21 protein-coding genes are annotated in these 21,981 nt (G+C 67.7%); 12 read left to right on the top strand and 9 right to left on the bottom strand.

Going from position 1 to position 21,981, the window contains the following annotated elements; translation table 11 throughout:
• The first annotated feature begins 17 nt into the window (after positions 1-17).
• From ACHAAC_RS14665 to ACHAAC_RS14685, 5 genes are read left to right on the top strand one after another with little or no spacing between them, the layout of a single operon-like run.
• Positions 18-1,022, top strand: a complete 1,005-nt coding sequence (locus ACHAAC_RS14665; RefSeq protein WP_435717032.1) for a sugar-binding transcriptional regulator — start codon at positions 18-20, stop codon at positions 1,020-1,022.
• Positions 1,023-1,046: 24 nt separating this feature from the next.
• Positions 1,047-2,399 (top strand): ABC transporter substrate-binding protein, encoded by a 1,353-nt coding sequence (locus tag ACHAAC_RS14670; RefSeq protein WP_435717033.1) that lies wholly within the window; start codon positions 1,047-1,049, stop codon positions 2,397-2,399.
• Positions 2,396-3,370: a carbohydrate ABC transporter permease gene (locus tag ACHAAC_RS14675; protein WP_435717034.1), complete on the top strand. Its 975-nt coding sequence runs from the start codon at positions 2,396-2,398 to the stop codon at positions 3,368-3,370. Before ACHAAC_RS14670 ends, ACHAAC_RS14675 begins: the two co-directional genes overlap by 4 nt.
• Positions 3,367-4,275 carry a carbohydrate ABC transporter permease gene (locus ACHAAC_RS14680; RefSeq protein WP_435717035.1) on the top strand — a complete coding sequence of 303 codons (909 nt, stop codon included), beginning with the start codon at positions 3,367-3,369 and terminating at the stop codon, positions 4,273-4,275. Before ACHAAC_RS14675 ends, ACHAAC_RS14680 begins: the two co-directional genes overlap by 4 nt.
• Before the next feature lie 34 nt (positions 4,276-4,309).
• Complete coding sequence (locus ACHAAC_RS14685; protein ID WP_435717036.1) at positions 4,310-5,389, top strand: ABC transporter ATP-binding protein; 1,080 nt, start codon at positions 4,310-4,312, stop codon at positions 5,387-5,389.
• Positions 5,390-5,399: 10 nt separating this feature from the next.
• On the opposite strand, the gene ACHAAC_RS14690 is transcribed toward ACHAAC_RS14685, so the two are convergent.
• Both ACHAAC_RS14690 and ACHAAC_RS14695 read right to left on the bottom strand, forming a co-directional pair.
• On the bottom strand, positions 5,400-6,089 hold the full coding sequence (locus tag ACHAAC_RS14690) for a response regulator (RefSeq protein ID WP_435717037.1): 690 nt from the start codon (positions 6,087-6,089) through the stop codon (positions 5,400-5,402).
• The gene (locus tag ACHAAC_RS14695; RefSeq protein WP_435717038.1) at positions 6,086-7,696 is read right to left on the bottom strand and encodes a GAF domain-containing protein; all 1,611 of its coding nucleotides are present in this window, start codon (positions 7,694-7,696) and stop codon (positions 6,086-6,088) included. The genes ACHAAC_RS14690 and ACHAAC_RS14695 overlap by 4 nt, the downstream gene beginning before the upstream one ends.
• A gap of 347 nt (positions 7,697-8,043) precedes the next feature.
• Here ACHAAC_RS14695 and ACHAAC_RS14700 point away from each other — a divergent pair, with 347 nt between their 5' ends.
• The 4 genes from ACHAAC_RS14700 (at position 8,044) to ACHAAC_RS14715 (ending at position 10,043) form a co-directional block, all read left to right on the top strand.
• On the top strand, positions 8,044-8,913 hold the full coding sequence (locus tag ACHAAC_RS14700; RefSeq protein ID WP_435717039.1) for an oxygenase MpaB family protein: 870 nt from the start codon (positions 8,044-8,046) through the stop codon (positions 8,911-8,913).
• A 76-nt stretch (positions 8,914-8,989) separates the two neighbouring features.
• The gene (locus ACHAAC_RS14705) at positions 8,990-9,415 is read left to right on the top strand and encodes a hypothetical protein (RefSeq protein ID WP_435717040.1); all 426 of its coding nucleotides are present in this window, start codon (positions 8,990-8,992) and stop codon (positions 9,413-9,415) included.
• Positions 9,412-9,807, top strand: a complete 396-nt coding sequence (locus tag ACHAAC_RS14710; protein WP_435717041.1) for a phage holin family protein — start codon at positions 9,412-9,414, stop codon at positions 9,805-9,807. Before ACHAAC_RS14705 ends, ACHAAC_RS14710 begins: the two co-directional genes overlap by 4 nt.
• Entirely contained in the window at positions 9,804-10,043 is a 240-nt protein-coding gene (locus ACHAAC_RS14715; RefSeq protein WP_435717042.1) for a DUF3618 domain-containing protein, read from the top strand. Before ACHAAC_RS14710 ends, ACHAAC_RS14715 begins: the two co-directional genes overlap by 4 nt.
• A 93-nt stretch (positions 10,044-10,136) precedes the next feature.
• Here the strand turns inward: ACHAAC_RS14715 and ACHAAC_RS14720 are convergent, their stop codons facing one another.
• Positions 10,137-10,763, bottom strand: a complete 627-nt coding sequence (locus ACHAAC_RS14720) for an MBL fold metallo-hydrolase (protein WP_435717043.1) — start codon at positions 10,761-10,763, stop codon at positions 10,137-10,139.
• Positions 10,763-11,851, bottom strand: a complete 1,089-nt coding sequence (locus tag ACHAAC_RS14725; protein WP_435717044.1) for an S-(hydroxymethyl)mycothiol dehydrogenase — start codon at positions 11,849-11,851, stop codon at positions 10,763-10,765. The genes ACHAAC_RS14720 and ACHAAC_RS14725 overlap by 1 nt, the downstream gene beginning before the upstream one ends.
• A gap of 324 nt (positions 11,852-12,175) precedes the next feature.
• Here ACHAAC_RS14725 and ACHAAC_RS14730 point away from each other — a divergent pair, with 324 nt between their 5' ends.
• The 3 genes from ACHAAC_RS14730 to ACHAAC_RS14740 all read left to right on the top strand — a co-directional run bounded on the left by ACHAAC_RS14730 (position 12,176) and on the right by ACHAAC_RS14740 (position 15,095).
• Positions 12,176-13,501: a TrkH family potassium uptake protein gene (locus tag ACHAAC_RS14730; protein WP_435717045.1), complete on the top strand. Its 1,326-nt coding sequence runs from the start codon at positions 12,176-12,178 to the stop codon at positions 13,499-13,501.
• Positions 13,502-13,689: 188 nt separating this feature from the next.
• Positions 13,690-14,352: a GNAT family N-acetyltransferase gene (locus ACHAAC_RS14735; protein ID WP_435717046.1), complete on the top strand. Its 663-nt coding sequence runs from the start codon at positions 13,690-13,692 to the stop codon at positions 14,350-14,352.
• Positions 14,349-15,095 (top strand): M15 family metallopeptidase, encoded by a 747-nt coding sequence (locus ACHAAC_RS14740; RefSeq protein ID WP_435717047.1) that lies wholly within the window; start codon positions 14,349-14,351, stop codon positions 15,093-15,095. Before ACHAAC_RS14735 ends, ACHAAC_RS14740 begins: the two co-directional genes overlap by 4 nt.
• Before the next feature lie 176 nt (positions 15,096-15,271).
• On the opposite strand, the gene ACHAAC_RS14745 is transcribed toward ACHAAC_RS14740, so the two are convergent.
• From ACHAAC_RS14745 to ACHAAC_RS14765, 5 genes are all read right to left on the bottom strand, one after another.
• Positions 15,272-16,666 (bottom strand): HEPN domain-containing protein, encoded by a 1,395-nt coding sequence (locus ACHAAC_RS14745; RefSeq protein ID WP_435717048.1) that lies wholly within the window; start codon positions 16,664-16,666, stop codon positions 15,272-15,274.
• A 148-nt stretch (positions 16,667-16,814) separates the two neighbouring features.
• Positions 16,815-17,660 carry a toll/interleukin-1 receptor domain-containing protein gene (locus ACHAAC_RS14750; protein WP_435717049.1) on the bottom strand — a complete coding sequence of 282 codons (846 nt, stop codon included), beginning with the start codon at positions 17,658-17,660 and terminating at the stop codon, positions 16,815-16,817.
• A gap of 282 nt (positions 17,661-17,942) precedes the next feature.
• Positions 17,943-18,191, bottom strand: a complete 249-nt coding sequence (locus ACHAAC_RS14755) for a DUF3892 domain-containing protein (protein WP_435717050.1) — start codon at positions 18,189-18,191, stop codon at positions 17,943-17,945.
• A 158-nt stretch (positions 18,192-18,349) separates the two neighbouring features.
• Positions 18,350-18,775: a hypothetical protein gene (locus tag ACHAAC_RS14760; protein WP_435717051.1), complete on the bottom strand. Its 426-nt coding sequence runs from the start codon at positions 18,773-18,775 to the stop codon at positions 18,350-18,352.
• A gap of 312 nt (positions 18,776-19,087) precedes the next feature.
• Positions 19,088-21,922 (bottom strand): class I SAM-dependent DNA methyltransferase, encoded by a 2,835-nt coding sequence (locus ACHAAC_RS14765; protein WP_435717052.1) that lies wholly within the window; start codon positions 21,920-21,922, stop codon positions 19,088-19,090.
• Positions 21,923-21,981: the final 59 nt, after the last annotated feature.

The following is a 21,981-nucleotide window of genomic DNA, read 5'->3' on the forward strand; positions in this document are numbered from 1 at the left end:
CGGGGAGGTGGCAGCTCATGACCGAGACCACGGCGCGTCGTCCGAGCCCCGGGGGCCAGGCGCCGTCCACCGACGATCTCCGCCTCGCCCTGCGGGCCGCCACCCTCTATCACCTGGAGGGGATGACCCAGGCCGCGATCGCCACCCGCCTCGGGGTCTCCAGGCCCACGGCGGGCCGGCTCGTGGCCCGCGCTCGCCAGCAGGGGCTGGTGCGCATCGAGATCGACGTCCCGGCGCACCTCGCCGAGGAGGTGCACGCGGACGAGGAGCGTGCGCTGGAGAACCGGTTCGGGCTCACCGAGGCCGTCGTGGTCGGGCAGAACGTCACCGGGCCGCCCGAGCGGTCCAGCAGCTTCGCCGGGCCGGCGCGGGCCGCCGCCGCGCTCCTCGCGCGGCGCCTGGACGTCGGCGACACCCTCGGCTTCACCTGGGGGCCGGAGACGGTCGCCGTCGCCCAGGCCTTCGGGCCGGGGGAGGCGGCGTGCACGCGCGTCGTGCAGCTCGACGGCTCCATCACGACCTCTGAGTACCAGACCGGCACCGAGTACGTGCTCGGCCGGTGCGCCGAGCAGCTGAAGGCCACCACGATGCGCCTGCCGGCGCCCCTGTACGCCGACCCCTCGACCGTCGCGTCCCTGCACTCGGACTCCGTCATCTCCCGCACCCTGCGTGCCGGAGCCGAGGCCGACGTCATGATGTTCGGGGTGGGGGCGGTCTCGCGGGCCACCACCCTCTTCGAGGGCGCCTTCGTCGACACCGCCATGCTCGCCGAGCTCACGGCCGCCGGCGCCGTGGGCGAGATCGGCGGCCGCTACTTCCGTCAGGACGGCAGCGTCGTGGACGGTGAGCTCGCCGAGCGCGCCGTCTCCGTCTCGCTCGACGCCGTCCGCGCCTGCCCCACGACCGTCCTGGTCACCGGTGGGGAGTCCAAGCACCACGCCACCCTCGGCGCCCTGAGGGGCGGACTCGCGTCGCTGCTCGTGTGCGACGTGGAGTGCGCCCGGTGGCTGCTCGAGCAGTAGACCGACCATGGAGGAGAGCCACCGATGATGAGACGACGCCGAACGGCGACGCGGATCGCCGCGGTCGGAGCAACCACGTGCCTGGTGCTCGCCGCCTGCGCCGGGCCGGGATCGCTCGGCACCTCCGACCGCACCCTGACCGTGGCCATGGTCTCCAACTCCCAGATGCAGGACGCCCGCGAGCTGTCCGACCGGTTCGAGGCCGACAACCCCGACATCGACCTGCGCTTCGTGACGCTCTCGGAGAACGAGGCCCGGGCCAAGATCACCGCCTCCACCGCGATGGGCGGCGGTGAGTTCGACGTCGTCATGATCAGCAACTACGAGACGCCGCAGTGGGCTGAGAACGGCTGGCTGCGCAACCTCTCGGACTACGCCGACGAGACCGAGGGCTACGACAGCGACGACATCATCCCGACGCTGCGCGAGTCCCTGTCCTACGAGGACGACCTCTACGCCGTCCCGTTCTACGGCGAGTCCTCCTTCCTCATGTACCGGGAGGACATCTTCGCGGAGGCTGGCATCGAGCTCTCCGAGAAGCCCACCTGGCAGGAGGTCGCGGACGCGGCCGAGCAGCTGGACTCACCGGACATGTCCGGCATCTGCCTGCGCGGCAAGCCCGGCTGGGGCGAGCTGCTCGCCCCGCTGGACACCGTCGTCAACACCTTCGGGGGGCGCTGGTTCGACGAGGACTGGAACCCCCAGCTCACGAGCCCGGAGTTCACCGAGGCGGTGCAGTTCTACGTCGACCTCGTCCGCGAGAACGGCCAGGCCGGGGCCGCGACGAGCGGCTTCACCGAGTGCGCCACGCAGCTCGCCCAGGGCCAGACCGCGATGTGGTACGACGCGACCTCAGCGGTCTCGACCCTGGAGGACCCCGCCGCGAGCGAGGTCGTCGGCAAGATCGGGTACGCACCCGCCCCCGTCGTGGAGAAGGACCCCTCCGGCTGGCTGTACACCTGGGCCCTCGGCATTCCCGAGGCCAGCGAGAAGCCGGACGAGGCGTGGGACTTCATCTCCTGGATGACCGACAAGGACTACCTGCAGCTCGTGGGCGAGGAGCTCGGGTGGGAGCGGGTGCCCCCGGGCAGCCGGCTCTCCACCTACGAGATCCCCGAGTACCGCGAGGCCGCGGAGCGCTACGGCGACCTGACGCTGGAGTCGATCGAGGGAGCGACGCCGGAGGCACCCACCGTCGACCCGGTCCCCTACACCGGCGTGCAGTTCCTGGCCATCCCGGAGTTCCAGGACCTCGGTACCCGGGTCAGCCAGCAGATCAGCGCTGCCATCGCCGGCCAGCAGACGGTCGAGGAGGCCCTGGAGCAGTCCCAGCAGTACGCCGAGGTGGTCGGCGAGAGCTATCGGGAGGACCGATGACGTCCCTGACCGAACCCTCGACGAGGTCGAGCGACCGGACGGTCGCCGAGCGCGTCCAGGCCGCCCACGAGCGTCGGGACCGAGGCGTCTCGCGCGCCGAGGGCTGGCGCCGACGGGGACCGCTGCTCCCGGCACTGATCTTCATGGTCGTGGTGACGCAGATCCCCTTCGTCTTCACGATCTACTACTCCACCCAGTCCTGGAACCTCGTGCGGCCGGGGTCGCGCTCGTTCGTCGGCCTGGAGAACTACGTGAGCGTCTTCGCCGACAGCCAGTTCCGAGGCGTCGCGCTCAACACCGTCCTGATCATCGTGGGCACCGTGCTGATCTCGGTGGTGCTGGGCCTGGGCCTCGCGCTGCTGCTGGACCGGGCCTTCCTGGGCCGCGGGATCGTGCGGACGCTGCTGATCACCCCGTTCCTCGTCACCCCGGTCGCCGGTGCGCTGCTGTGGAAGACGACGATGCTCGACCCGATCTTCGGCATCCTCAACTTCCTGCTCTCTCCGTTCGGGGCCGAGCAGATCGACTGGGTGAGCCGCTACCCGCTCGCCTCGGTGATGATCGCCCTGGTCTGGCAGTGGACCCCGTTCATGATGCTGCTCATCCTCGCCGGGCTGCAGTCGATGCCCCGCGACATCCTGGAGGCCGGCCGGGTCGACGGCGCCGGACCGGTCGCACAGTTCCGTGAGCTCACGCTGCCGCACCTGCGTCGCTTCATCGAGCTCGGCGCGGTGCTGGGCGCGATCTACCTCGTCAACACCTTCGACGCCATCTACATGATCACGCAGGGTGGCCCCGGCACGGCCAGCGCCAACCTGCCCTTCTACATCTACCAACGCGCCTTCCTGGGCTTCGACATCGGTCAGGCGGCGGCGATGGGTGTCGTGGTCGTGGTCGGCACGATCGTCGTCGCCACGGTGGCCCTGCGCCTGATCTTCACCTCGTTCACCGGCAAGGAGGAGGCCCGATGACCAGCACGGCTCCCGACGTCACCGCGTCCACCAGCTCGTCCCGCTCCCACGACCGGGGCTCCGGCGACGACCGACCGGTGCGCCGAGCGCGTCGGCGCCGCTCCGGCGGCACCGTGTGGAGCGTGCTCGCCTGGATCGCCGGGATCGGCTTCTTCTTCCCGGTGCTCTGGATGGTCCTGACCTCCTTCAAGCAGGAGTCCGACGCCTACACCGACCCGCCGACCTTCTTCTTCACGCCGACCCTCGACCAGTACCGGGCCGTCTTCGACACCGGGCTCGGGACGGCGATGATGAACTCGGCGTTCGCGACCATCGTCTCGACGGTGCTCGTGCTCGCGCTGGGCGTGCCGGCGGCCTTCGCCCTGTCCCTGCGCGCGGTGCGCCGGACCCAGGACGCACTGTTCTTCTTCATCAGCACCAAGATGCTGCCGGTGGTGGCCGCCATCGTGCCGATCTACGTGATCGTCGCCAACGTCGGCATGCTCGACAACATCTGGTCCCTCGTCATCCTCTACACCGCGATGAACCTGCCGATCGCGGTGTGGATGATGCGCTCGTTCTTCCTCGAGGTGCCCAGCGAGCTCCTCGAGGCGGCCAGCATGGACGGTGCGGGCCTGTGGACCTCGGTGCGCGAGGTGATCCTCCCGATCGTGTCCCCGGGCATCGCGGCCACCGCGCTCATCTGCGTGATCTTCTCCTGGAACGAGTTCTTCTTCGCGGTCAACCTCACCGCCGTCCAGGCCCAGACCATGCCGGTCTTCCTCGTCGGGTTCATCACCGGTGAGGGCCTGTACTGGGCCCGCCTCTCCGCGGCCGCGACCCTCGCGGCCCTGCCGGTCGTCATCGCCGGCTGGGTCGCACAGAACAAGCTCGTCCGAGGCCTGTCCTTCGGCGCCATCAAATGACCACCCCCACACACGACGTGAACTGAGGACCACCATGGCCGCGATCAGCTACCGCAAAGCCTCCTGCATCTATGCCGGCTCGGACTCCCTGGCCGTCGACGGGCTCGACCTGGAGATCGAGGACGGTGAGTTCGTCGTCCTCGTCGGACCGTCGGGGTCCGGAAAGAGCACCGCCCTGCGCATGCTCGCCGGCCTGGAGGAGATCGACGAGGGCACCATCCGCATCGGTGACGAGGACATGGTGGGCGTGCCCTCGCGGGACCGTGACATCGCGATGGTCTTCCAGAACTACGCGTTGTACCCGAACAAGTCGGTCGCCGAGAACATGGGCTTCGCCCTGAAGATGCGCGGCATCCCGGCCGACGAGCGCCGGCGCAAGGTGGAGCAGGCGGCCGAGCTGCTCGACCTCACCGACTACCTCGACCGCAGGCCGGCCAAGCTGTCCGGCGGCCAGCGGCAGCGTGTCGCCATGGGCCGGGCCATCGTGCGCGAGCCCCAGGTCTTCTGCATGGACGAGCCGCTGTCCAACCTCGACGCCAAGCTGCGCGTGCAGACCCGCACGCAGATCGCGGCGCTGCAGCGGCGGCTCGGCACGACGACCGTCTACGTCACGCACGACCAGGTCGAGGCGATGACGATGGGCGACCGGGTGGCCGTGCTGCGTGACGGCTCGCTCCAGCAGTTCGCCACCCCGGCCGAGCTGTACGACCGTCCGGCCAACGTCTTCGTGGCGGGGTTCATCGGCTCGCCGGCCATGAACCTGCTGACCGCGAACGTCCGGCCCGACGGACTCGACATCGGTGGGGCGCTGATCGAGCTCGAGCGGAGCGCGATGGACGCCCTGCACTCCACCGAGCTCGACGAGGTCACCCTCGGCCTGCGTCCCGAGCAGCTGGAGCTGGCCGAGGACGGGCCGATCAGCAGCACCGTCGAGCTGGTGGAGGAGCTCGGCAGCGAGGCCTACGTCCACGTTCGCACCGAGAACGGCACGAGCCTGGTGGCACGCTCCCTCGACCGCACCCCCGCCCGCATCGGGGACACCGTCCGTCTTCGCCACGACGGTGGGGCCGTGCACCTGTTCCACCCCGTCGACGGTGAGCGCCTCGTCGACTGACTCGTCGGGCTCAGACCTGGCCCGGCGTCGGGTGGTGCCGCTGGAGCAGCACCGCGGCCTGGGTACGTCGCTGCAGGCCCAGCTTGGCCAGCAGCGAGGAGACGTAGTTCTTCACCGTCTTCTCCGCGAGCGAGATCTCCGTGGCGATCTGACGGTTCGTGAGTCCTTCGCCGATGAGGTCCAGGATGCGCCGCTCCTGCGGGCTCAGGGCGCCGAACGGGTCCGGTGGGGCCGGCCCCTGGCGGATCCGGTCGAGCACCCGGGCGGTGACCGCCGGGTCCAGCAGCGACTGCCCCTGCGCGACGCGACGCACCGCGTCGACGAGGTCGTTCCCACGGATCTGCTTGAGCGCGTAGCCCGCGGCGCCGGCCATGATGGCCGAGAACAGCGCCTCGTCGTCGTCGTAGGACGTCAGGATGATGACCCCGAGGTCCGGATCGAGGGCGCGGAGGTCGCGGCACAGCTCGATGCCCGACCCGTCGGGCAGGCGTGCGTCGAGCACCGCGATGTCGGGCCGGAGCGCCGCGATGCGTTCCTTCGCCTGGGCCACGGTGCCCGCCTCGCCCACCACGACGAGGTCCTCGTTCAGCTCGAGCAGGTCCCGGACGCCGCGGCGCACGATCTCGTGGTCGTCGAGCAGGAAGATGCGCACCGGCGTGCCCCCGTCCCCTTCCCGCGCCGCGTGGTGACGTTCGTTCACGGCTCGCTCCTCGGCACGGCCCAGCGGACGCACAACCCGCCGTCGACCGGGCGGACGAAGTCGCACCGCCCACCCAGGTTCCCGGCACGGTGTCGCAGGTTGCGCAGACCGTTGCCCAGCGGCGCGTCGGCGTCCAGCCCGGTGCCGTCGTCACACACCTCGAGCACGACGTCGTCGTCGTCGACCGCCAGGGAGATCTCCACCGCCGTCGCCCGGGAGTGCCGCACGACGTTGGAGGTGGTCTCGTGCAGCACCGCGAGGATCTGCTCGGCCACGATCGGCGGGACGCTCTCCTGCACCCCGGACTGGATCCGCAACGTCGGTCGGAAGCCGAGCAACCGTTCCGTCTCGGAGGCGACCTGCTCGATCTCCTCCCGCAGGGCCGCTGGGACGCTGGGGGACGTGAGGTCGAAGATCGTCCGGCGGATCTCCTTGATGGTCAGGTCCAACCCGTCGACGGCGCCGGCGAGACGGGAGGCGGACGCGTCGTCCACCGCCCGGGCGAGGCTGTCCAGCGTGAGCCCGATGGCGAACAGCCGCTGGATGACCAGGTCGTGCAGGTCGCGGCCGATGCGGTCGCGATCCTCGAAGACCGCCAACCGCGACTGCCGCTCCCGGGCCCACACCACCTGCATCGCCAGGGCCGCCTGCTGGGCGAAGCCGCTGGGCAGGCTGGGATCCAGGCTCGCCGCGAGACTCTCGTGTCCCTCGAGCCAGCCCATCACCAGGACGCCGGTGCCGTCCTCGAGCCGCAGTGGCTGGGCGTGCAGCGCGCGCAGGCCCGACACCGGCTCGAGGACCCCACCTTGCAGCCGTGGGTCGTTCCCGGGGTCCAGGGAGACGGACGGTCGCTCGTCGCGGACCACCTCGTCCACGAACGGCATGTCGGCGACGAGCCCCACGATGGTCCGGGTGACGCCGGAGACCGCCGTGACGACCTGGCGGCCCTCGGCATCGGGAGTGAGCACCGCGGTGGCGTCGGCCTGGGCGACGTCACGAGCCCGTTCGGCGATGAGCTGGGACACGGCGGCCCGCGACATCGGCTTGAGCGTCGCGGTGGCGATGTCGATGGTGGCGGAGAGCCAGCGGCGCTGACGCTCCCCCTGCTCGTAGAGCCGGGCGTTCTCGATGACGACCCCCGCGGCCCCGGCCAGGGCGACGGCGATCTCCTCGTCCTCGTCGGTGAAGGCACCGCCCTTGGTCTTGTTGGTGAGGTAGAGGTTGCCGAAGACGACGTCGTGGATGCGGATCGGCACCCCCAGGAAGGAGGTCATGTCGGGGTGTTGCACCGGGAATCCGGCCCGCTCCGGGTGCGAGCCGAGGTTGCTGAACCGAATGGGTTCCGGGTGGTCGATCACCAGGCCCAGCAGGCCCCGTCCCTCGGGGAGCCCACCGATCATTCCTTGGTGCGCCTCGTCCAGGCCGTGCACGGCGAACGTCCCCAGCCGCCGGTCCGACGTGCCGTCCAGGACGCCGAGGAAGCCGTACTGCGCATCGATGAGCTCGCTGGCGGAGTCGACGATGCTCTGCAGGGCGCCGTCGAGCGTCAGGTCACCCGCCATCGCGACCACGGCATCGAGCAGGCTGCGCAGCCGCTCCGAGGTCACACTCCCACGTACCATCGGTTTCTCCCTCAGTGGCCCAACTGTACGACGCAACGACGAATTCGCCTGCCGTTTCAGCAAAGATGCCTTCAGTCCCGAAACTGTCGGGACCTTTGCCACAGGACGTCCGTGGAGCACGGTGGCACCGTGGACCCGTCACCAACGGGAGGTTCTCCCACCTCAGTGCGCCAGCTTTGCTCCCGGTGCCCCCGTGAACGTGATTCATGAGCAGCGGCTCCCCCCGGACTGCTCGCGCACAGCCCCCAGGACCCCCGGTCTCGGGGGCTGCGTGTGTCCCGTCGCTGTCGTGGTCCCGGGCGCGATGTCCACCGACGGTGCAGACTCAGGACATGGACGTTCGCTCCGCACTGGGATCGATGATCTTCGCCCGCGTGGCCGGCGAGGAGGGTCCGGCACGTCGTGAACGCATCCACGGCACGCACGGACCGCGGCGCTTCGGCCCGGACTCGCCGATCGTCCGCGTGCACGGTGACGCGTCGATGTTCATCGGCGGGCTCCGAGCCCTGCTGCTGCAGTCGTTGCACCCCCTGGCGATGGCCGCCGTCGATCAGCACTCCGGCTTTCGCGGCGACCCGTGGGGCCGGCTCAGCCGCACGAGCTCGTTCCTGGCCGAGACCACGTTCGGTACCGACGAGCATGCCGACCAGGCCATCGCCGTCGTCCGTTCCGTGCATGCCCGGATCCAGGGCACCGCTCCCGACGGACGCCCCTACCGCGCCGACGATCCCGACCTGCTGCGCTGGGTGCACATCGCGGAGATCGACAGCTTCCTGCGCGCGCACGATCGGTACGGCCGTCAGCGTCTGTCACCGTACGAGCGCGATGAGTACGTGGCCCAGACCGCGGTGGTGGCCCGAGCCCTCGGCGCGGACGAGGTACCCACCACCGTGGCAGAGCTCGCCGAGTCCTTGGCGGACCTGCGCCCGCAGCTCGCCTCCACGCCGGCCGCACGGCGCACGGCCCGCTACCTGCTGCTGACGCCGCCCGTGCCGCTGGCGCTGCGCGCGCCCTACGGCACGCTGGCCGCGGCCGCAGTGGGCATGCTGCCGGGGTGGGCCCGCCGTCCGTTGCGGCTGCCGCGCCTGCCCGTCACCGAGGCCACTGTGGTCCGTGGTGCGGGCCTCGTGGCCACCCGCACGATCGGGTGGGCGATGTCCGCGCCGGGCCCCGCACCGGAGCCCGCCTCGACCTCGACGTGAGAGTTCGTCCGATCTGGGGCAGGATCGGGGGTGGCACCGGGCCAGAACCCCGGACAGAGATCTAGGAGTGATCGCCGTGAAGAAGTTGTTGTTGGTCGCCGCAGGCGTTGCGGGCTACGTGCTGGGCACCCGCGCCGGTCGCGAACGTTACGAGCAGATCCGGACACAGTCCTCGAAGGTCTGGAACTCACCCACCGTCCAGCACGGGGTCGACGAGGCCTCCGACGTCGCCAAGCAGGCCGCGGGTGCGGCCGGGAGCAAGGTCGCGGACGCCGCGCAGTCGGCCGGGTCCACCGTCTCTGAGAAGGTCTCCGAGAGGCTCTCCGGCTCAGGCGATGACGCGAAGGTGGCAGGCGTCGACGTCGACGGCCCGCCCGCGGCCGTCTCCGACCCGGCCGCCCCGACACCGGGCAGCTCCTCCAAGCCGCTGTCGAAGGACACTCCCACGTCCGCCGCAGCGCCCCCGACCGCCGGCGATCTCGACCCGAACAAGAACCTGTGAGCGCCGGCGACGAGCCTTCCACCGGCGAGCTCATCACACGGGCCAGCGACGACATCTCCGCAGTGGTCCGGGCTGAGATCGCCTTGGCCAAGAACGACCTGCAGCAGAGCGGAAAGCGCCTCGGCCTGGGCGCGGGGCTCTTCGGCGTGGCCGGCATCCTCTCGCTCTACGGCGTCGGCGCACTGTTGGCCGCGGCCATCCTGGCCCTGGCCGGTCCTCTCGCGCCGTGGCTCGCCGCGCTGATCGTGGCGGGCTCGCTGTTCCTCGTCTCCGGCATCGCGGCCCTCGTGGGCAAGACGAACGTCAGCCACGTCGCCGACGCTCCCAAGGAGCGGGTCGAGAGCGTGCAGGAAGACATCGCCGTCGCCAAGGGCAAGGACAAGGACGCATGAACCAGCGAGACGACCTGCAGGCCGCGCGCGACGAGAGCCTGGAGCACCTGGCCGAGACGGTCGACGCCCTCGGCGACAAGCTCGACGTCAAGTCACGTGCCCAGGGCACCGTGGCCGACGTCAAGGCGGCCGCCCGCAACAAGGCGCAGGACGACAACGCCCGTCGCGCCGCCGCGCTGCTGGCCATCGGGGCCGTCGCCGCCGTGGGCGTCCTGCTCTGGCGCCGTCGCTCCTGACCAGACCCCAAGATTTGTGAGTCCCCGCACCCGAACTGGCTGAAATCATCGCCTGTGGGTGCCGGGGCTCACAAATCTTGGGCCCGGGGTCGCTCACTCCCCGCGGTCGAGCCACTCCTGCAGGTGGGGGGCCTCGTCACCGATCGTGGTGTCGTCACCGTGGCCGGTGTGCACGACGGTCCCGGCCGGCAGGGTCAACAGCCTGGTACGGATGGACTCCACGATTGTCTCGAAGCTGGAGTAGCTGCGGCCCGTGGCGCCCGGCCCACCGTTGAACAGGGTGTCGCCGGAGAACACGACGCCGAGGTCCTCGGAGTACAGGCAGGTGCTGCCCGGGGAGTGGCCCGGCGTGTGGATGGCCCGCAGCGTGCTGCCGGCCACCGAGAAGGTCTGGCCGTCCAGCAGCTCGGCGTCCGGCGGCGTGTCGTTCTCCGCGTCCCACAGCATCCGGTCCTCCGGCGGGAACCAGGTCTGCGCACCCGTGGCCTCGGCCACCGCGACCGCGGCGTTGACGTGGTCGTTGTGCCCGTGGGTCAGGACCACGGCCAGGACCGTGCGCCCGGCCACTGCCGAGAGAATCGCGTCGGCGTCGTGCGGGGCGTCGATCACGACGACCTCCGCGTCATCGCCCACGAGCCAGACGTTGTTGTCGACGTCCCAGCTGCCACCGTCGAGCTCGAACTGCCCGGACGTGACGACCTTGTTCACCTGTGCGCCCATCAGAGCTCCACCACCGATCGCAGCACGTCGCCGCGGTGCATCTTGTCGAAGGCCGACTCGATGTCCTCGATGCCGATGCGCTCGGTCACGAAGGCGTCGAGGTCGAGCTTGCCCTGCTGGTAGAGATCCACGAGCATCGGGAAGTCCCGGCTGGGCAGGCAGTCGCCGTACCAGCTGGACTTCAGCGATCCGCCGCGGGCGAAGAAGTCGATGAGGGGCATGTCGGGCACCTTCATGTCCGGCGTGGGCACGCCGACCAGGACGACGGTGCCGGCGAGGTCCCGGGCGTAGAAGGCCTGCTTCCAGGTCTCGGGACGGCCCACGGCGTCGATGACGACGTCGGCGCCGAACCCACCGGTGAGCTCCTGCACGGCCTCGACGACGTCGTTGCTCCCGGCGTCGATCGTGTGGGTGGCGCCGAGGCCGGTGGCCCACTCGAGCTTGCGAGGGTCCAGGTCGATCGCGATGACCTTGGCCGCTCCGGCCAGTGCCGCGCCGGCGACCGCCGCGGAGCCGACACCGCCGCAGCCGATGACGGCGACGGTGTCACCGCGCTCGACGTGGCCGGTGTTGATGGCCGCGCCGACGCCGGCCATGACACCACAGCCCAGCAGGCCCACGGCGGCAGCGTCCGCGTCGGGGTCGACCTTGGTGCACTGGCCGGCGGCCACGAGCGTCTTCTCCGCGAACGCGCCGATGCCGAGGGCGGGGGAGAGGGCGGTGCCGTCCTCCAGCGTCATCGGCTGCTCGGCGTTGAAGGTGTCGAAGCAGTACCAGGGGCGGCCGCGCTGGCAGGCACGGCACTGGCCGCACACGGCCCGCCAGTTGAGCACGACGTAGTCGCCGGGAACGACCTCCGTGACGCCCTCGCCGACCGCCTCGACCGTGCCGGTGGCCTCGTGGCCGAGCAGGAACGGGAACTCGTCGTTGATGCCGCCCTCGCGGTAGTGCAGGTCGGTGTGGCAGACCCCGCACGTGGTGATGTCGACGACCGCCTCACCCGGACCGGGGTCGGGGATCACGATGTTCTCCACGGTGACGGGCTCGCCCTTGGCGCGGGCGACGACTCCCTTGACGGTCTGGGGCATCCGGGTCCTCCTCGATGGTGGCGGCGATCACCCCGACGCTATCTGACCTGCGTCGGGTCCGCCGTGCCGTGGGCGTCCCGGGCGGCTCCCACGGCGGGCGAATGACAGCGGTGTAGTTCTCCACACCGTTGCGCACAGCTGGGGACAGGAGCGGTTGCCGAGCCCGGGCGAGACCAACACGACGCACCGAAGGAACCGGCACCGGGGGGCACCTGCCCGAGCCGTGGAGGGCGTGAGCAAGCAGACACGCCAACCTCTCGTGCCCGGGGTTCGGCAGGCGTACGCTCACGTCGGCCACCACGGCGAAATGGAGGGTGGGCCCTGATGCAGAGCAGCTGGCTGACACCGGTCCGCGTCGTGCCGATGGCGTTCCTCGTGGCGATCGCGACCGGCACCTCCCTGCTCAGCCTTCCGGTCTCGTCGACCGGGGAGGGCAGCAGCGGGGTGCTGCCGGCACTGTTCACCACCGTCTCGGCCGTGTGCGTCACCGGGTTGACCTCCGTGGACACCGCGACGTTCTGGAGCCCCACCGGCCAAGGCATCATCCTCGCGCTGATCCAGGTGGGCGGCTTCGGCATCATGACCCTGGCGTCGGTCCTGCTGCTGGTCATCGGTCGCAACCTCGGCCTGCGCAACGGCCTCATCGCCCAGACCGAGACCCACGCCGTGGACCTGGGCGACGTCCGGTCGCTGGTCCGCCGGCTCGCGGTCATCGTGCTGACGTGCGAGCTCGTGATCACCGCCGTCCTGCTGCCCCGCTTCCGACTGGCCTACGACGACGACCTGCCGACCGCGCTGTGGCACGCGGGGTTCCACGCCGTCTCCGCCTTCAACAACGCCGGGTTCGCCCTGTACTCCGACAACCTGGTGGGATTCGTGGCCGACCCGTGGGTGATGCTGCCGCTGTGCGCGGCCGTGGTGGTCGGCGGCCTGGGCTTCCCGGTGATCGGCGAGATCGTCCGGACCCCACGCAAGCGCTGGAGCGTGCACTCCCGCGTCACCGTCTACGGCACGCTCGCTCTGCTGGCCATCGGCATCGTCGGGTTCGCGGTCGCGGAGTGGTCCAACCCCGAGACGATCGGCGGGCTGGGGGTCGGTGGCAAGGTCGTCGCCGCCGTGACCGGGGGCGTGATGCCGCGGACGGCCGGCTTCAACTCCATCGACTACGGCGGTGCCACGTCCGAGAGCCTCATGCTCACGAACGTGCTCATGTTCATCGGCGGCGGCAGCGCCGGGACGGCCGGTGGCATCAAGGTCGGCACGTTCATCCTGCTGGCGGTGGTCATCTGGAGCGAGCTGCGCGGGGAGCAGACCGTGAGCATCGGCGGCCGGGACATGCCGTCGTCGGTGCAGCGCCAGGCGCTGACGGTCGCCCTGCTCGCCGTCGCCGCCATCATGGCCGGGACCATGGCCATGCTCATCGCCACCGACCTGGACTTCGAGCCTCTGCTGTTCGAGTCCATCTCGGCCTTCTCGACGGTGGGCCTGTCCACGGGCATCACGCCCGAGCTGCCGGCTGCCGGTGAGCTGGTGCTGATCTGCCTCATGTTCATCGGACGGGTGGGCGTCGTGACCGTGGGCGCCGCCCTGGCGCTGTCCCACCGCCGACGCCGGTACACGCTGCCCGAGGAGCGCATCATCGTCGGCTGAGACTCGCCTCGACCCGACCTGGAGCGAGCTCGCCGCCGCTCGGTGACCGCCCTGGCCGCAGCGACGAATGACATCGCTGTAGTTCTCCACAGCCTCATGCACACCTGGGGACGAATCACGCCGTCGGCGGGCGGCGACGGCGTCCGGACCGCGTGCGTCCTCGGGCCCGCCACGTACCGTGGGAAGACATGGCCTCACCCCCGTGTTCCACCACGCAGTCCGTGTCCGTGGAGATCCGGCCGATGCGCGCCGGCGACCTCCCCGCCGTCGCCCGGCTGCACCGTCAGAGCTTTCCCGCCAACCCGGCGGCCCGCTTCGGCCACGCCTTCGTGACCAGGTACCTGCGCAGGTTCGTCGAGGACGTCTGGGCCCGGTCGGTCGTGGCCGTGGAGGACGAGAAGGTCGTGGGGTACCTGGTGGGCATCACGCGGGTGGAGAGTCAGCAGCCGCGGAGGCTGTCGGAGAAGGCGCGGCTCCTGCTGATCGGACTGCCCCGCATCCCGCTCAACCTGGCCTTCGTCGCACGGGTCGTCCTGCGGCGGGTCGGGCGACGACTGGTCCCGCCCGTGGCCCGCCATCCCCGGGAGCAGGGGCCGATCGCCGTGCTCTCCCACGTCGCCGTCGCGCCGGGCTCCCGTGCCGAGGGGACGGGGGCCGAGCTGGTGCAACGGTTCATCACCGATGCCGCGGTCGCGGGTGCTCGCGTGATCCACCTGGTCACCGAGCACTCTCCCGAGGGCGCGGGAACCTTCTACACCTCGCTGGGGTGGCAGACGGTGCGAACGCAGTCGACCGCGGACGGGCGCACGCTGTGCCTGTACCGCCTCCCTCTGGAGGACGTCGCTCGGTGAGGCGCCTGCTCCTGACGCTCGCCACGACGACGCTGGTCGTCGCGATCGCCTCCTGCACACCCGACGACGGCAGAGTGGTCGCACCGTCCGGGGACGCCGCCGCGCTCTCCTCGGCCCGGCTGGAGCCGGTGACTGCGCAGTCCAGGGTCCGAGCCGTCCCGAGCGACCAGTGGGACGCCATGGTCCGCGCCGGGATGGTCCGCGAGGAGTGCCCGGTCCAGGACCGTGACCAGCTGCGACGCGTCGACCTCAACTTCACCGACTTCGACGGCCAGGACCACCGCGGGCACCTCGTCGTCAATGCCGACACCGCCGAGAGCGTCCGGCACGTCTTCGACCAGCTCTATGAGAGGGCCTTCCCCATCGCACGGATGGTCGGCGTCGAGGAGTTCGACGGCGACGTCGGCGCGAGCCTGGCGGCCAACAACACCTCGGCCTACAACTGCCGCCGCTCCGACCAGATCAACGCTCCGTTCGGCGAGTCCCCCCACGCCAACGGGCGCGCCGTCGACATCAACCCGGTCCAGAACCCGTGGGTCGACCTGCGCTGCGACTGCTGGACGCCCTCGGCCGACAACAAGGAGCGGACCCCCGGCGCGGGAAAGATCGTGGCCGACGACGCCGTCGTGCGGCTGTTCGAGGCGCAGGGGTGGGTGTGGCAGAACATCGACGTCCCCGACTACATGCACTTCGACACCGGCTACCCCTCCGAGCCCCCGCCGCCCGTGCGCCAGGAATCCTAGCCACGATCACCGTCTGGCCCGGCATCTGGTTTCGGTTCTCGGTACTTGGTGGGCAAACTACGAATCCCCTGTGACCTGCGGCTTTGGGACGACTCTGAGGAGCCGATCATTCGTTTCAGCACGGATTTTCATATGCGCCGAGGAGCGACCCCCTCGTTCGCCTCCGACGGATTGATTCAAGAGTCGATCTGAGATTGCCAGAATGGCCAGTTATCGCGGAGTCGGGCCACACCTTCGATCTCGGACCAGAGGAGCGAGTTGGGATGGGCGACGACCTGGGTGCCCTCGTGCCACAAGAGTTCGCCGCTTGCGCCTGGGGGCTTATAACCAGCCTCGACCAGAAGACCGAGTCGGAGCACCACTGTGACCGAGCGAAGCGCTGAGATTGTGAGGGGAACGTCTTCCGTTAGACCGCCACCAAGTTCAAAGCCGTGAGCAAGCGCGTTTCGCAGGCGCGCCACCGAGTAGGCCCAAGCGCGGAGATCGTCTCCAAGCAACCAACAGGCCGAGTCAGCCCCGATGGTTTCCGCGACAGAAATCAACTTCATCTCGAGCGTGGACTGGCGGTTCAGAAGAGTTTGCTTGATCGTGCGCCTGACATCGCTATTGATGCCCCCGTCTCGCAGCAACCGGAGTGCAGCCTCCTCCTTCTCCGTCAGTTCAGGGTCGGGAAGCCTCAGGCGGGCCAGGTGCTCCAAGCCGTTGCAGGCATCTACGAGACGAGTTGAGACGAACCCACCGTGCTCGTCAGGTGCGGCTGATGCGACAGCAGCCATCGCCATCTCGTTGAGTTCGAACCATCGCGCAAAGAAGGGCGCGAAGTCGATGTCGGAGGTGTCGAGAAACGGGTCTCGAGGTCGTCGGTCGTCACTGGCAGCCTCGACGTCTCGATTCGTGTACTCCGCTGAGCGGACCGACCCGTCGTCGAACGATCGCAGTGCCATCGAATGAGGCCTGACCGCCCGATCGTCGATGATCGCGTGGAACCGCGCCAGAACAAGTGCGATCTGGTCGGCCCGTTCGATCGACACTCCGTCTTCAATTGTGTAAGTAGCGACGGCCTTCGCGGCTCGCTCGGTGGGACCAAAAGTCGCGCTGTTGCCCACGAACAACCGCAAGGTCTCGCCCGTCCCGAGGGTTGCTTCGTACTCGACTGTTGCGTCGTTATCTTCGAGTGGGAAGGCGACGGGAGGTTGATGATGCTCATTGAGCCCTGTTGGCCCAACCCAGTTGATGAGGTTCGGTATCTCCAGTGAGAAGACATCGAAGGTGTCTGCCTCAACGACGTGGGTGCCCTTCAACAGTTCACCCCCGTTCCAGATCTCACTCGAGACGTCTCCAGATCCCAAGGTCAAGGTTCTGTAGGCACCGAGAAGAGTGAGGTTCCCGCGGGCGGTCCGCCCGTGCATTGTGAGCCCGCTGGAGTAGTCACGCTGCGTGACGCCGGTTCTTCCCGAGAGCGCGAGTTGCCACGGTGTTGCATCCTCGGAGTTCAGCCCTATCCATCCCGCCCACCGCTCCTCAGGTCTCCCTGCGATCCACCACTCGCCGATCACGCCCTCGAACCCCATGAACGAACGGTGCCATACGACCGAGTCAACGATCATCTATGTCTAGGTGACGCCTTGACTCAGCGATGAACTGCTGGAGGGTCGGCATCACGTCCTAGACCGAACCCTTGTAGGTCAGTTGAACGGGATCCAGGCCAGTCGAGCGAAATCATTCCGATGGCCGCACCGCTTCGAGCAAGGCATCTGCAATCTCGTCGAGAGTCATCGTCGAGGTGTTGAGTGCGTGAATGCCTGCCAGGAGCGGCGACCTTTGCGAGACCTCATCCTTCGTCACTCGGTGCCAGATCGGAAGTAGAAGGTTGTCGCCGGTGCCCATCTTCCGATCGAAGAGAGCGTCGAGTTCAGCCTGTGTCCACTGCTTCCGGAGGAAGTCGGGCGACACGATGACGATCCCAAACCGAGCATGCGCGATGCCCTTTTCTATCTCCTGGCGGATGCTCTGACCCACCTTGATCTTGATCTCGTCGAACCAGACTGTGAGCCCGCGTCCTTCCAGTTCTGTCTTCAGAGGCCTTGCAATGACTTCCTTGTCTTCGCTGGCGTGAGAGAGAAAGACGTCATCCGAAGCATCAACCCCGGCGGCTGCAGGCTTTCCTGCGGCGGACGGCAGCCACGGGCTGTCACCACCTGGGGGCCGGAACTGTTGGCCTGCCCCTGCGACGCGCCGTTCGATCTCCCTGTTGGCGCGCTGCTGGTCAGCGAGACGCTTCTTGTCTTGCGCCGCTTGCCCCCGAGTGATCTTCTCCTCGAGTCTCGCGACCTTGCCTTCTAAGTCCGCGCGCTTCTTCTCGGCAGCGAGTGCCGCAGTCTCGTGTCGTTCCGCCTCCGAGGACTTGCTCCTGATCGTCGCTGGGGACTTGGACCGTCGCGCGGCGGCACTCGCAGAGTTCGCCTTCTTGCGCCTATCCGCGACGGTGGACGACGCCTTCGCCACTTCCTTGCGTGCTCGAATGACCTCGTCACGCCAACGCCGAAGTTCCGAATCAGACGCCATGATCATGCTCCTTTGTGTTGACCTACGTGGGCGAGGGGGCACTCACCCCCTCGCCCACGACCTCAGATCTTCTGGGTGATGGTGCCGTTCGGATTCCGATTGACCGTGGCCTTCGTGACAAACCTTCCGGTCGAGGCGGATCGATACACGGTGCGGGAGTTGCCCGTACCGCTACCCACCCGCTCTGTCGTAGTGGTCCTGGGAGAGCGGTTCGCCGCCCTCTTGCTGACAAACCTTCCGCTCTTGGCGGACCGGTTGACTGACTTCGCCATCAGATGCCCCTCACATCTCGGGAAGGTTGTCGAGATTGTTCGCGCCGTAGCCGTCCGCCACCGTGGCGAGATAGCGCCGGTAGACGCCCTGGCGAACCACCACCTTCACCCACGTCCCGTTCACGGCGACGACAAACGTTCCCGCGCCGCTGTCGATGGAACGGATGATGTTGGTGCTGGTGTCGTACCAGTGGTCGGGCCAGCCGAGGCCGATGATGTCGCCGTCAGCGTCCTTGCGGCAGTGGGTCACGTAGTTCATTGGTTCTCCAATCGGGTCGTATCCCAAGAGGAGTTCGAGGAGGCGCGGTGCGCCCCAGGTGACTCGGGTAGCCTGACGGAAGTATCACCATCCGCAGGTGCCCTCTTGGGTCCTGCACTTCGGTCCAAGCCTTGCCGGGCTTGGACCGAAGTCTTCTTCTACGCCAGGTTCGTCTCCTCGTTCTCTTGCATTTTTGGCGTCGAACCTGACGCGGAAACCTTGGATTCCCCGACCTTGGCCCGGACGGGGAACGTCAGCAGTCCGTTCTCCATCGTCGGGACCGTGCGGTGCTTGCTCAGCAACTCAATGGCGTAGAACTTGAAAACCGAGGTGCCACGGACACTCACCCTTCCCTTGGAGCCCGCCTTGGGACGACGAACCATGTACCCGTTTCCCTCGTCCTCGGCCGGCGCAAGTCCCATCACCTCTCGATCACGGTCGAAAAAGAACTCGACCGTCCCCGGAGTCCCAAGCATCTCGTACGCCTTCCAAGTCATTGAGATGACTCCATCCGGAAGAACCGTGACCTCGGGGTCCTTGTTGACCGCCGAAGCGACCGACTTCTCGAATCGCTCGAATCCCATGGCTGCTACCTCCTCGCGTGATCGTCGACTAGGCGCATCATACCCTGCGCAGCGGACGTCAAGCCAACATCTCGCTCACATGATCCACATGTCGGCCCTCAAGGGTAGACCAAGCCACTCGAACGCTGTTCGCGCAAGGCTCCTGCCTCAGTGCGCAAACATATGCACACGCCAGAATCACATCTCAAAGGCCACGCTTAGAAGTAGGCGCAGACGCAACTGCCCCGGACACGGAGGATCATTGGTCAAACACGCGACCTGGACGACACCCGGGCGTGTTTCCGGAAACGAACCGACCCCGTGCCGAGACGTTCAATCAGCAGGCAGCAACTCTGCGAATCGCTCGAACAAGACGCTCTGGCGGTCGCCGAAGGCAGGGTTGCGCTTGGCGCAGCCGAACGCCTTGTCGACCATCTTGTCTAGATCGCGGTGCGCAGCGAGCAGATCCGCGTCCATGACGAACTCGGTGTAGTGCTCAGCCAGCGATCGTGAGGGGTGCAGGGCTCGCGCGCCCAGGACCTTCTTCCCAGCGCTGATGATCAGCGTGCGAGTCGCCTGGTCGACCTTCGGGGCCGGGAAGTTGTTCCAGACCAGCGTGTTGGAGAACCGCAGATCCGATTTCAGACGCCCGCCAACGGTTTGCTGCCAGGTCAGGAACATCTTGCTGCTGATGAGAGCGAAGACGAAGCCTTCGCTGTCGGGACAGACGTTGGCGGCGTTGCTTGTGATGACGTCAGGCCCGAAGCGCGCCGTAGGAAAGTAAGGCCGATTCTCTGAGACTGTCGAGGGCACGCACAGGTACGGCACCGTCGGTTGATTGCGGAACCAGAAGAGGTGCGGAGTCTCGGCGTGCGGCCAAGTGTCGGGGTTCGTTGACTCGAGCCGGGTCTTCCTGACTGCGGCGAGGCGCTCCCTCAGCACGGGGGACTTCGCGACGTCCGAAGGCACGAGATCGGTTAACCAAAGACACCAGCGCTCCGTGTCCTGAACCAGTTCCTTCGCGCCGACGAACTTACGGACGTACTTGGCGGCAACGGCATCGGCCATGACGTCTTCGTAGTCTGCTGGGTTGATCAGGAGATGGCCGCCATCGTTCGGCATCGAGCCGTACTCGATTGCAGGTAGCGACGGGGACAGCGGCGATGAGCGTCGCCGAGCGATGTGGTTGGGTCCGTCGACGGCGTAGGCGTTGACGGTGCGCTTGACCGGCACCTCGTGCGGTGCGGACTTCAGCGTCTCGTATGCGAACAAGCGCTGCTTCGCCTGGGCGTCTTTCGTGAACCCGATGATGACGACGTGGACGATGGCACGCTCCTTCGATGCGGAGTCGTTGGTCCACTGAAAGGAGCGGTGGGCGAATCGAATTCGCCAGCCTAGATCGGCCAGCCCGTCGAACAGCCGCGCGACCGGCTCGCCTTGGGTGATGGAGTTGGTCGCAACAAGTGCGAACTCACCGTCACGTTCCTTGAGGAACTGGGCAGCCTTGATGAACCAAGCCGTCACGAAGTCTAGGTGTCCGGCACTCTTGACTCCCCACACTTCGGCCAGTTGTTGTCCCTGCTCCTTGGATCGCTCCTTCCTTCCGAGGAATGGGGGGTTGCCGAACATGAAGATCCGAGGCCCCGGGGCGGGCAAGAGCAAGGCCCAGTCGGTCGTCAGAGCGTTGGCGTGGCGAATGCTGGCAGCGATCTCAATGGGCAACCGGTTGGGCGTGAACCCGAGGCGCTTCTGCATCTGGCGGTTGGCCTGATGGTCGATGAGGAACATCGCGGTTTCGGCAATCTTCGCGGGCCACCAGTTGATCTCAATGCCGTAGAACTGGTCCAGGCGCACGTGCAGCAGGTCGCTGGGATCCATCATCAGTTCGTTCTCGCGACCGGTTTTGGCGCGCAACTTGACGAGCAGGTCCAGTTCGAGAGCGCGCATCTCGCGGTACGCCACGATCAGGAAGTTGCCACATCCGCAGGCGGGGTCGACGTAACGCAAGTTTCGGAACTCGTTGTGAAGTGCTTCCAACTGCGGTTTGGTGTTGGCCGCGTCCAGTCGGGTCCGGAAGTCGTCCAGGAACATCGGGCCGATCGTCTTGAGGATGTTCGCCTCCGACGTGTAGTGCTCGCCGTCTGAGCCCCGGTCCTTCTTGGACTTCACCGTCTGAAACAAGGAACCGAACACGGCAGGGCTGATCCGCGACCAGTCGAACTGGCATGCCGCCAGGAGCGCGTCACGCATTGCCGTGTCGAACCACAGCATCTTGGTGCTGGCCATGTCGAAGAGAGCGCCGTTGACGTGCGGGAACTGCAGGAAGGCCTCGTCTGTGCGCTTGTCTCGCTTCTGTTCCGGGGTGTCCAGAACATGGAAGAGGGCAGTCAACTGCTGACCGAGGTCGGAGCCATCGGCCGCGGTCCGGTTCAGAACAAAGTCGTGAAACAGCCCCCGGGGCCAAAGGTCGGCGTCGTCCCCGAACATCAGGAACAGTAGGCGGGTCAGGAGGATCGAGGCCTCCATGGTGGAGAGGTCCTCGTCTTCCGGATCGATGACGTTGTCGGCGGGTGTGTCGTCGTCGCCGGTGAGTGCGGCATAGAGGTCCCCCATGAGTGCCGCCGCCTCTTTGGACGCCTCCGCCTGTTCCTCCGCGATCAGCGCGTCGCCTTCGCCGGTGAGGAAGAGCAGTGCCTCGACGTGTTCAGCGAGGTCGGCAGTAGCGAAAGTCGTGGTGCGAACCGGAGAGTTCCGCGACGCCGACAAGTCGGTGATCTGGATGCTGGTGAAGTCCGACGTCACGACCCATCGCGGCATCTGCTGCTTGGTGATCGTCCCACCAGTCAGGTAGGCCTTTGCTTGATTCTCGGCGTTGGACTCCGCGGCGCCCTTCGCCTTGATGATCTTCCCGTCGGTCTTCTGCTCGATGAGGTACTGGCCAGGCATGAAAACGTCGATGTAGCCCTGACCGCCTGTGTCCGACCGAAATGCCGGGTACTCGAAGGTCACGCCGTGCAGGTAGGAGTCCTCCACCCCGTAGCACCGCATCAGCGCTTTCCAGAAGTCGCTGGTGTGTTGCTTCTCGGTCTTGACGCTCTTGTAGTCCACGGCGAACTTCGCCAAACGGGCGCGGATCTCGTTGAGCGAGAGCCTCTTCGTGGTCGGCAAGGTGCGTCCTCAGGTTTGGCGATCGTCGACGGGCTTCACGATATGCCGTCGGACTGGCT

The organism is Aeromicrobium sp. CF4.19 (genome assembly GCF_051262555.1).
In the GTDB taxonomy this organism is placed as follows: domain Bacteria; phylum Actinomycetota; class Actinomycetes; order Propionibacteriales; family Nocardioidaceae; genus Aeromicrobium.